A 12,250-nucleotide genomic window follows, 5' to 3' on the forward strand; every position below is an offset into this window, starting at 1 on the left:
CAAAACTGCAGCGCTTTTGCATACCAGAGCACAGGTGCTACAGAATGAAGTTTGCTATTGATTGACTACATCATCCCACAGCAAACCCATCCGACAAGGCCGGACAGGAGTCCAAAATATAGGCCCTGGAGGATGTATAACCAAAATTAGGGATAACTCAGGTACCAGGATTGGTGCCTGTTGAAACTGGAAGGAAGTATCTATGACAGATCAAGAGCTGAATGCTCAGGGACTTTATGTGCCTGAAATGGAGCACGATGCCTGTGGTATCGGCTTTGTGGCCCACCTGAAGAACCGTAAATCCCACGAAATTGTCACCCAAGCCCTTGATATGCTAGCTCGGATGGAACACCGTGGCGGCCAAGGCTGTGACCCGTGCAGTGGTGACGGTGCAGGTATCTTGCTGCAAAAACCCCATGAATTCCTGCTGGAAGAAACCGTTAAGCAAGGCATCCGCCTGCCCTCTTTCGAGCAGTACGGTGTCGGGGTGGTACTATTCCCTAAAGACGAGTACAAACGTCAGCAGTGCCGTGACATCCTTGAGCGCAATGCCAAACGACTTGACCTAGAAGTCATTGGCTACCGTGTGCTACCGGTCGACAATTCAATGATTGGCGTTGACCCGCTGAGCACCGAGCCACAATTCGAGCACGTCTTTATTACCGGCGGTACCAGCATGGAACCGGCTGAGCTAGAACGTAAGCTCTACGTGCTACGTAACTACACGGTCCGTGTCTGCCTGGAAAGCATCTCCAACATCGGTGATGACTTCTATATTAACTCTCTGTCATACAAGACATTGGTGTACAAAGGCCAGCTAACCACTGAGCAGGTACCTCAATACTTCCTTGATCTACAGAACCCATCGATGGTGACGGCACTGGCGCTGGTTCACTCCCGCTTCTCGACCAACACCTTCCCGAAATGGCGCCTGGCCCAGCCTTTCCGTTACATTGCCCACAACGGTGAAATCAACACCGTGCGCGGTAACCTTAACTGGATGAAGGCCCGTGAAGCAATCCTCGAGTCTGAACTGTTCAGCCAGCAGGAAATCGACATGCTGCTGCCTATCTGCCAGGAAGGTAGCTCGGATTCGTCCAACTTCGATATGGCGTTGGAGCTTCTGGTGCTATCAGGCCGTAGCCTGCCGCATGCACTGATGATGCTGATCCCTGAAGCTTGGCAAGAAAACAAGAACATGGATCCGAAGCGCCGTGCTTTCTACCAGTACCATGCCAATGTCATGGAACCGTGGGACGGCCCGGCCTCGGTGTGTTTCACCGACGGCGTCCAGGTTGGTGCGACCCTTGACCGTAACGGCCTGCGCCCATCGCGCTACACAGTGACCAAGGATGACTTCCTTGTCATGGCTTCAGAATCCGGTGTGGTTGAGATCGAGCCGGAGAACGTCCAGTTCCGTGGCCGCCTGCAGCCTGGCCGTATATTCGTTGCCGACCTTGAACAAGGCCGCATCATCTCTGACGAAGAAGTCAAAGACACTATCGCTTCAGCCCAGCCTTATGAGCAGTGGGTCAAAGATAACCTGCTGACATTGAAGAGCCTGCCTGAAGCAGACAACATGCACCACCAGCCAACGCCTGAGCGCCTGCTGCACCATCAGCAAGCCTTCGGCATGAGCTCGGAAGAAGTCAACGACATCATTGTGCCGTTGGCGAAAACGGGTTACGAGCCACTCAGCGCCATGGGTGCCGACTGGCCGCTGGCTGTGCTGTCGCACCAATCACAGCACTTGTCGAACTACTTCAAGCAGCTATTTGCCCAGGTCACCAACCCGCCGATCGACCCGATCCGTGAGCGTATGGTGATGTCACTCAATACCTATCTGGGTAAAGACCACAACCTACTAACAGAAACCCCTGAGCACTGCCAGAAGGTGGAAATCGAGTCACCGGTACTGAGCAATGCTGAGCTGGAAAAACTGCGTGCTATCGATAACGAGTACCTGCAGGCCAAAACACTGGATATCGTGTTCCGCGCCAGTGGCGAAGACGGCAAGCTAGAGCGTGCCCTTAAGCGTATCTGCCAGTACTCAGAAGATGCGGTTGTCGATGGCTACTCAATCATTATCCTGACTGACCGTGCCGTGAACTCCAACCATGCCGCTATCCCTGCGATGCTGGCTGTGGGTGCTGTCCACCACCACCTGATCCGCAAAGGTCTGCGTGCCAAGTGTGACATTGTGGTAGAAACCGGTGACGCCCGCGAGACCCACCACTTTGCCACCCTAGTTGGCTACGGTGCCAATGCGGTTAACCCATACCTAGTGACCGAGACCATTGTTGACCTGCAGCGCAAGCGCAAGCTGGATCCGGAAGTACCGACCGAAGAGCTGTTCAACAACTACCGCAAGGGTGTGAACGGTGGCCTGCTGAAGATCTTCTCCAAGATGGGAATCTCGACCCTGCAGTCTTACCACGGTGCCCAGATCTTCGAAGCCCTTGGTATCAGCAAGTCAGTGGTCGATAAGTATTTCACCGGTACGGTTTCCCGCATCCAGGGCCTAACTATCGATGACATTGCCAAAGAAGTCTTGGTTCGCCATCGTCTGGGTTACCCAACCCGCGAAGTGCCAATCCAGATGCTGGATGTCGGTGGTGTCTACCAGTGGAAACAGCGTGGTGAGAAGCACCTGTTCAACCCGGAAACAATTTCACTACTGCAGCAATCAACCCGTAACAAGGACTTTGCCCAGTTCAAAGAGTACGCCAACGCCGTTGATGCGCAGGGCGATAACGCAGCGACCCTGCGTAGCCAGCTAGAGTTCATCAAAAACCCAGCCGGTTCTATCCCACTGGCAGACGTTGAGCCAATCGAGAGCATCCTCAAGCGCTTTGCGACCGGTGCAATGAGCTTCGGCTCTATCTCGTACGAAGCCCACTCGACGCTTGCTGTCGCGATGAACCGCATCGGCGCTAAATCCAACTCTGGTGAAGGTGGTGAAGACCCAGCCCGTTTCGAGAAAAAAGATAACGGCGACTGGGAACGCTCTGCAATCAAACAGGTGGCCTCTGGCCGCTTCGGTGTGACCTCTTACTACCTGACCAACTCTGATGAAATTCAGATCAAGATGGCACAGGGTGCTAAACCGGGTGAAGGTGGTCAGCTACCGGGTGACAAGGTTGATGACTGGATCGGTGCAACCCGTCACTCAACTCCGGGCGTCGGTTTGATTTCACCACCGCCACACCACGATATTTACTCTATCGAGGATTTGGCACAGCTGATCTACGATCTGAAGAACGCCAACCGCGCCGGCCGTGTCAACGTCAAACTGGTATCAGAAGCCGGTGTCGGTACGATTGCCTCGGGCGTAGCCAAAGCGAAAGCGGATGTTGTGCTTATCGCAGGTTTCGACGGTGGTACTGGTGCATCACCAATGTCATCTATTCGCCACACCGGTCTACCTTGGGAGCTTGGCTTGGCCGAAACCCATCAGACCCTGCTGAAGAACGGCCTGCGTAACCGTATCGTGGTCCAGACTGATGGTCAGATGAAGACCCCGCGTGACCTTGCTGTCGCAACCTTGCTTGGTGCTGAAGAGTGGGGTGTAGCAACCGCAGCCTTGGTGGTTGAAGGTTGTATCATGATGCGTAAGTGTCACAAGAATACCTGCCCAGTAGGTATCGCGACCCAGAACAAGACCCTGCGTGAGCGTTTCGACGGCCGCGTAGAAGATGTTGTGACCTTCTTCCAGTACATGGCTGAAGGCCTGCGTGAAATCATGGCCGAGCTAGGTTTCCGTACTATCGACGAGATGGTTGGCCAGTCACACAAACTGAAAATCCGTGACAACATCGGTCACTGGAAGTACAAGAACCTGGATCTGAGCCCGGTACTGTTCATCGAACCGGCCCGTGACGAAGACGGCGTGTACAACCAGCGTGAGCAGAACCACAACCTCGAAGAGGTATTGGATCGCAAGCTGATTGAAGCCGCGGCCCCTGCCCTTTACGAAGGCAAGCAGGTAGATGCCGAGTTTGACATCATCAACACCGACCGCAGTGCCGGTACCATGCTGTCGAACGAAATCTCTAAGATTTACAAAGACAAAGGCTTGCCACAGCCAATGAACGTTAAGTTCAACGGCTCTGCCGGCCAGAGCTTCGGTGCCTTCCTGGCCAAGAACGTCAAGTTCGAAGTCGAAGGCGATGCCAACGACTACTGGGGCAAAGGCCTGTCAGGCGGTACGCTAGTGCTCTACCCTGATGCCAAATCTGACATCATCCCGGAAGACAACATCGTAGTGGGTAACGTCTGTTTCTACGGTGCAACATCGGGTGAGTCATACATCCGCGGTATGGCGGGCGAGCGTTTCTGTGTCCGTAACTCAGGTGCCAAGGTCGTCGTTGAAGGCGTTGGTGACCATGGTTGTGAATACATGACAGGCGGTGTGGCCGTTATCCTTGGCCAAACAGGCCGTAACTTCGCAGCCGGTATGAGTGGCGGTGTAGCCTATGTTTGGGATCAGTTCGAAGACTTCGACACCAAGCTCAACCCAGAGTTGGTCGACCTCGACCCAATCGAGCAGGAAGACAAGGATCTGCTGCACGATATGCTGACCAAGCACGTCGAGCTTACAGGCAGTACTGTTGCAGAAACCTTCCTATCTAACTTCGAGGCTAACCTCGAGAAGATGGTGAAAGTGATGCCAAGGGATTACAAGGCAGTACTACAAAAGCGCAAGGCAGAAGCACAAAACAAGGAAGAGTTGGAGGCCGTCAATGGGTAAGCCTACTGGATTTTTAGAGTTTGGCCGTGAGCTGCCAAAGAAGCTGGATCCGAGCGTCCGTATTCAGGACAACAAGGAGTTTGTTCTCAACGAGGAGTTCGGCGACAAGATCAACACGCAGGCTTCGCGCTGCATGGACTGTGGTGTTCCGTTTTGCCACAACTCCTGCCCGATCGGTAACATCATCCCGGAATTCAATGACGCGGTGTACCGTGACAGCTGGGAAGAAGCGTGGAACATCCTAAGCTCAACCAATAACTTCCCGGAATTTACCGGTCGTGTGTGCCCGGCCCCTTGTGAAAGTGGCTGTGTACTGGGGATCAACCAAGACCCAATCACGATTTGTAATATCGAGAAGACCATTGTCGAGACGGCGTACCGTGAAGGGTACGCCAAACCGAAGACACCACGTTCACGTACTGGCAAGACGGTCGCGATCATCGGTTCAGGCCCTGCGGGCCTGGCTGCCGCCGAGCAACTCAACAGTGCCGGCCACTGCGTAACAGTGTTCGAGCGTGATGAAAAAGTCGGTGGACTACTACGCTTCGGCATCCCTGATTTCAAACTGGGCATGGACATTATCGATCGCAAGATCAACCTAATGGCCGATGCCGGGATCAAGTTTGAGGTTAACGCCCATGTTGGTGTCAACATTAACGCCCAGCAACTGCGCCAGGACTTTGATGTGGTTCTGCTAACCGGTGGCTCGACAGTACCGCGTGATCTACCGATCCCGGGCCGTGAGCTCAAAGGCGTACACTTTGCCATGGAGTTCCTTGCCCAGAACAACCGCCGTGCCAACGACATGGATCTGAAAACCGAAGAGATCCACGCCAAAGGCAAGCATGTGGTAGTGATCGGTGGTGGTGATACTGGCTCTGACTGTGTGGGTACCTCCAACCGTCATGGTGCTGAAAGCATTACCCAGGTTGAGATCATGCCGATCCCGCCAGAGAAGCGCCCGGCCAACCAGCCATGGCCTTCTTACCCGATGATCATGAAAACCTCGACCTCCCATGAGGAAGGGTGTGAGCGTCACTGGAATATCCTAACCAAGGAGTTCATCGGTGATGAAGCGGGTAACGTCAAAGCGCTGCGTATTGCTGACATCCAATGGGAAGAAGCGAAAGCCGGAGAGCGCCCTGGCTTTACCGAAGTGGCAGGCTCTGAGCGTATCATCCCGTGTGATATGGCCTTTTTGGCCATGGGCTTCCTGCACCCAGAACCAACAGGCGTGCTAGCGCAACTGGACATCAAACTCGATGACCGCGGTAATGTAGCGACACAGGGTTTTGCGACCAACCAACAAGGCATCTTTGCTGCTGGCGATATGCGTACCGGCCAATCACTGGTAGTGCGCTGTATCAACGAAGGCCGTGAGTGTGCCCGTGAAATCGATGACTACCTAATGGGCGGCAGTAACCTCGAAGCCAAGGCAGATTCATTGATGCTGTCAAATGCCTAATAGGGTGAAAACCTGCCCACCTCGGGAAAATTAAAACCAAACCGGCCTAGATGGCCGGTTTTTTATTCCTCGTAAGCCGCCCCTGTCATAATTATTCACTCAATCTCCTCCCAAAATGACTGCATTATCTGTGCCTACACCCGATGTTAATTTATTGTTTATAGTTTGACCTTTCTGTAAATAGTCGTTAACTTGAAAGGTCGCTGGAAGCAAAAAGGTACCTTTAGCGACCACCCTACAAGCAAAAGAACCAATCCGTGGTACGCGTGAAGGTTGTCAACGATGGTCAGGAAGACCGTCAAAAAATGCAGTATTTCTGCTTATTCAGGCAGATGCTAGGGAGAGTTGTAATGACACTGTATAACCCCATGCTGGATAAAGATAACTGTGGTTTCGGGTTGATTGCCCATATCGAAGGAGAAACCAGCCACAAGCTTGTCCGCACCGCTATATCCGCCCTCGACCGCATGACCCACCGTGGCGGTATCGCCGCTGATGGCAAAACCGGTGATGGCTGCGGGCTATTGATGAAAAAACCCGACAGCTTTTATCGTATCGTGGCCGAAGACAACGGCTGGAAGTTGTCACGGGAATTCGCCCTCGGCATGCTTTTCCTCAGTCAAGACCCGGTACTTGCCGAGCAGGCACGTACGATTATCAGCGAGGAACTGGCCAAGGAAACCTTGTCATTGGCCGGTTGGCGACCAGTCCCCATCAACCCGCAGGTACTGGGCCCAATAGCGACCGAAACTCTCCCCAATATCGAGCAGGTCTTTATCAACGCCCCGGCGGGTTGGAAGCCAAGGGACATCGACCGTCGCCTTTATGTCGCCAGACGCCGGATCGAAAAACGTATCACCGCCGATCCCGACTTTTATATCTGCAGCCTGTCGACCCAAGTCACCGTCTATAAAGGGCTGTGTATGCCTGCCGATCTCCCCCGCTTTTATCAAGATTTGGGAGACATCCGGCTAGAATCTTCTATTTGCCTGTTCCACCAGCGCTTTTCTACCAACACCCAGCCGCGCTGGCCACTGGCCCAGCCATTCCGCTATCTCGCCCACAACGGTGAGATCAACACTATCGCGGGTAACCGCCAGTGGGCACGGGCTAGGGCTTACAAGTTTGCCTCGCCATTACTGCCGGATCTGCAAACTGCGGCCCCGTTTGTCAACGAAACCGGGTCGGACTCCTCGAGCCTCGACAACATGCTCGAACTGTTCCTCTCCGGCGGGATGGATTTGTTCCGTGCGATGAGGATGCTGGTACCGCCAGCCTGGCAGAACCACCCAGATATGGATCCTGAGCTGAGGGCCTTTTACGACTTTAACTCCATGCACATGGAGCCATGGGACGGGCCAGCCGGTATCGTTATGTCCGACGGCCGTTATGCCGCCTGTAACCTCGACCGAAACGGCTTGCGCCCAGCAAGGTATATCATCACCAAGGACAAGCTGATCACTTTGGCTTCCGAGGTCGGGATCTGGGACTACGCCCCTGATGAAGTGGCCGAAAAAGGCCGGGTCGGACCGGGCGAATTACTGGTGATCGACACCAAGTTTGGCAAGATCTGGCATTCTGCCGATATTGATAACGATCTGATGGGACGCCACCCCTACAAAGAGTGGATGGACAGCCATGTCAAACGCTTGGTGCCGTTTGAAGATCTAGGCGATGAACAGGTCGGCAGCCGCTCTTTCGATGACACCGAGTTGGGTACCTGCCAGAAACAGTTCGCCATGAACCGCGAGGAAATCGATCAGGTCCTCAGGGTGATCGGCGAAAACGGCCAGGAGGCGACGGGCTCGATGGGTGACGACGCCCCGATGGCCGTACTGTCCTCCCGCGAACGTGCCGTCACCGATTACTTCCGCCAAATGTTTGCCCAGGTGACCAACCCACCAATAGACCCATTACGTGAAAAGCATGTGATGTCGCTGGCAACGTGTATTGGCCGTGAAATCAATGTCTTCTGCGAAACCGACAGCCATGCCTACCGGGTTGCTTTCGGCTCGCCGGTACTGCTCTATTCTGACTTGGTCCAGTTGTTGGAGCTTGATAACCAGCACTACCGCAATAGCATCATCGATATCAACTTCGATCCTAACGAGAAAGATCTCAAGCAGGCGATCATCGATATCTGTGATCAGGCCGAGCGGTTGATCCGCAGCGGTACGGTACTTATCGTGCTGTCAGACCGTGGCATTAATGCTGGCAAACTCCCTATCCCAGCAGCCATGGCTGTAGGGGCAGTACAGAACCGGTTGGTAGCCGAGCAACTCCGCTGCGATGCCAACATCATTATAGAAACCGCTACTGCTCGTGACCCGCACCAGTTTGCGGTGTTGCTTGGTTTCGGTGCCACTGCGGTGTATCCGTACCTTGCCTATGAAACCCTCGGCCAACTAGTTGACAGTGGTGCCATTGCCAAACCGTACCGCGAAGTGATGCTCAACTTCCGCAATGGTATCAATAAGGGCCTATACAAAATCATGTCCAAGATGGGGATATCGACCATCGCCTCCTACCGCTGCGCCATGTTGTTCGAAGCAGTCGGGCTCGATGATGAGGTGGTCGAACTCTGTTTTAAAGGTGTTTCGAGCCGGATCCAAGGCGCAGGCTTTGCCGATTTCCAGCAGGACTTGTTCAACCTATCCCGCCGCGCCTGGCTCAAACGCAAACCTATCGAGCATGGCGGTTTGCTGAAATACGTTCACGGCGGCGAGTTCCATGCTTATAACCCGGATGTGGTCGGCACCCTGCAAAAAGCGGTCAAGTCCGGTGATTACGCCGACTACCAAGCCTTTGCCAAACAAGTTAACGAACGTCCTGTTGCGGCAATCCGTGATTTGCTCAAGCTGAAACCGGATCAAACGCCTGTCGCCCTCGACAAGATCGAACCCGCATCAGCTCTTTACCAACGCTTCGATTCCGCTGCGATGTCTATCGGTGCCCTCAGCCCCGAAGCACACGAAGCACTGGCTATTGCCATGAACCGGTTAGGCGGCTTTTCTAACTCCGGCGAAGGTGGTGAAGATCCCCGTCGCTTCAACAGCGAGCGTAACTCCCGTATCAAGCAGGTCGCCTCAGGCCGCTTTGGTGTGACTCCGCACTATTTGGTCAACGCCGATGTTATCCAGATCAAGGTGGCGCAAGGGGCCAAGCCCGGTGAAGGCGGGCAGCTTCCGGGCCACAAGGTGACCACCGAGATTGCCAAGCTGCGTTTTGCGGTGCCGGGTGTCACCTTAATATCACCGCCACCCCACCACGATATTTACTCGATTGAAGATCTAGCCCAGCTAATTTTCGATCTCAAACAGGTCAACCCGACCGCCTTGGTATCGGTCAAGTTGGTTTCTGAACCCGGTGTCGGCACGATTGCGACCGGTGTAGCGAAAGCCTATGCCGATCTCATCACCATCTCCGGCTACGACGGTGGTACCGGTGCCAGCCCGCTCACCTCGGTGAAATATGCCGGTAGCCCGTGGGAGTTAGGCTTAGCCGAAACTCAGCAGGCACTGGTTGCCAACGGCCTGCGCCACAAGATCCGGCTCCAAGTCGACGGCGGCCTCAAGACCGGCTTGGATGTAGTCAAGGCGGCCATCCTCGGTGCCGAGAGCTTCGGTTTCGGAACCGCGCCGATGGTAGCCCTCGGATGTAAATACCTCCGCATTTGCCACCTCAACAACTGTGCAACAGGTGTGGCGACCCAAGACGAAACCCTGCGCCGTGACTTCTTCAAAGGGTTACCTGAGCAGGTAATGAATTACTTCATTGGCCTTGGTGAGGAAGTCCGTGAACTCCTTGCAGAGCTCGGGGTAGAAAAACTGACTGATTTGATTGGCCGCACCGAGTTGCTCGAGGTGATCGAAGGCTATACCGCCAAACAAAGCAAACTGGATTTATCGCCGGTGCTGGCAACCTGCGAACCACTGGAAGGCAAAACTTTGTATTGCAGCGAAAGCAATACCCCGTTCGACAATGCGCAGCTCAATGCCGCCTTGCTCCAGCAGGCGCTACCCGCGATAGAAGCCCGCAGCGGAACAGACATCTTCGACGACATCCGTAACACCGACCGCTCGGTGGGTGCGCGGCTATCGGGGGAAATCGCCAAGCGCTGGGGTAACCAGGGCATGGCTTCGACACCGGTCAACCTCCACCTGACCGGCACCGCCGGGCAATCTTTCGGGGTATGGAATGCCGGAGGGCTCAACTTATTCCTCACTGGCGATGCCAATGACTATGTGGGCAAAGGTATGACTGGCGGGCAAATAGTCATCCGTCCGCCAGTTGGCTCGGCGTTCAAATCCAACCAATCCACCATTATCGGCAACACTTGCCTCTATGGCGCAACGGGTGGCAAGTTGTTTGCCGCCGGTAAAGCCGGGGAGCGGTTTGCGGTCAGGAACTCAGGCACCATCGCGGTTATCGAAGGTGCTGGTGATAATGCCTGCGAATACATGACCGGGGGTATTGTTGCCATTTTAGGTAAGACCGGGGTCAACTTCGGCGCCGGGATGACCGGAGGCTTTGCCTACATCCTCGACGAAGATGGTGATTTTGCCGGACGGGTAAACCCTGAATTGGTCGAAGCCTTGCCGCTGGCTGAGCTCAAGATCCACCAGGAGCACCTGCGCGGCCTGATTGACCAGCACCTCGAACTGACAGGCTCGGATAGGGCGCAAGAGATCCTGGCCGAATTCGACCAGTGGATCCCACGCTTCTACTTGGCTAAACCAAAGACCGCCGATGTGAACACCTTACTCGGCCACCAGAGCCGCTCAGCTGCCGAGCTGCGCGTCCAAGCACAATAGGGAGGGAGCCCGATGAGCCAGAATATTTACCAGTTTATCGATGTTGCGCGTATCGACCCACCCAAGAAGCCACTGAAAGTGCGCAAGATTGAGTTTGTTGAGATCTACGAGCCCTTCACCCAGCAACAGGCCAGCGCCCAGTCTGACCGTTGCCTTGATTGCGGTAACCCGTATTGTGAGTGGAAGTGCCCAGTCCACAACTATATCCCCCAATGGCTCAAGCTCGCCAATGAGGGGCGGATCATCGAAGCGGTTGAGCTGTCGCACCAGACCAACACCCTCCCGGAAGTGTGTGGCAGGGTCTGCCCACAAGATCGCCTATGTGAGGGGTCATGTACCCTCAACGATGATTTCGGTGCCGTCACCATCGGCAATGTCGAAAAATACATTACCGATAAAGCATTCGAGATGGGCTGGAAACCGGATATGTCCCATGTTGAATGGACCGACAAGAAAGTCGCCATTATTGGGGCCGGACCGGCCGGCCTCTCCTGTGCCGATATCTTGGTGCGTAACGGGGTCAAGCCGGTGGTATTCGACCGCTATCCGGAGATCGGCGGCCTGCTGACCTTTGGGATCCCATCGTTCAAGCTTGAAAAAGAGGTGATGATCAACCGCCGCCGGATCTTCAGCGAAATGGGCGTCGAGTTCCGCCTCAACACCGAGGTCGGCAAGGATGTGCAAATGACAGAGCTCACTGCAGAGTATGATGCGGTCTTCCTTGGCGTCGGTACCTACCAGAACATGCGGGCAGGCTTGGAAAACGAAGATGCGCCGGGGGTATTCGATGCCTTGCCGTTCCTGATCTCCAATACCTACCGTGTGATGGAGCTCGAGGGCAGCCCGCCGTTTATTGATATGGCAGGCAAAAATGTGGTGGTACTCGGAGGTGGTGATACCGCGATGGACTGTGTCCGGACCTCGGTGCGCCAAGGTGCCAGCAGTGTTATCTGTGCCTACCGCCGTGACGAGGCCAACATGCCAGGGTCTAGGCGTGAGGTAAAAAATGCCCGAGAGGAGGGCGTGAAGTTCAAATTTAACCTCCAGCCAACAGGCTTAGAGCTTGGTAAAGATGGGCAAATCAATGGGGTCAAAATGGTCAAGACAGCCCTCGGCGAACCCGATGAAGCAGGCCGACGCCGAATTCGGCCAACCAAGGCATAGCATGGGGTTGGAAACCAAAGGCCATGATCACCGCATCGGCAGGCAGGGTATGCTCGC

General features: G+C 54.7%; 3 protein-coding genes and 1 pseudogene. All 4 read left to right on the top strand.

Translation table 11 applies throughout. The features are described 5' to 3' along the window. The first annotated feature begins 202 nt into the window (after positions 1-202). The gene (gltB, locus tag C9J01_RS22630) at positions 203-4,750 is read left to right on the top strand and encodes a glutamate synthase large subunit (protein WP_107300405.1); all 4,548 of its coding nucleotides are present in this window, start codon (positions 203-205) and stop codon (positions 4,748-4,750) included. Next, on the top strand, positions 4,743-6,215 hold the full coding sequence (locus C9J01_RS22635; protein WP_107300406.1) for a glutamate synthase subunit beta: 1,473 nt from the start codon (positions 4,743-4,745) through the stop codon (positions 6,213-6,215). The genes gltB (C9J01_RS22630) and C9J01_RS22635 overlap by 8 nt, the downstream gene beginning before the upstream one ends. A 350-nt stretch (positions 6,216-6,565) precedes the next feature. Next, positions 6,566-11,029: a glutamate synthase large subunit gene (gltB, locus tag C9J01_RS22640; RefSeq protein WP_107300407.1), complete on the top strand. Its 4,464-nt coding sequence runs from the start codon at positions 6,566-6,568 to the stop codon at positions 11,027-11,029. A gap of 12 nt (positions 11,030-11,041) precedes the next feature. Beyond that, a pseudogene (locus tag C9J01_RS22645) lies at positions 11,042-12,187 on the top strand (FAD-dependent oxidoreductase); the annotation flags it as partial. Between the last annotated feature and the right edge of the window lie 63 nt (positions 12,188-12,250).

It is taken from the genome of Photobacterium rosenbergii (assembly GCF_003026455.1).
Taxonomy (GTDB): Bacteria; Pseudomonadota; Gammaproteobacteria; order Enterobacterales; family Vibrionaceae; genus Photobacterium; species Photobacterium rosenbergii.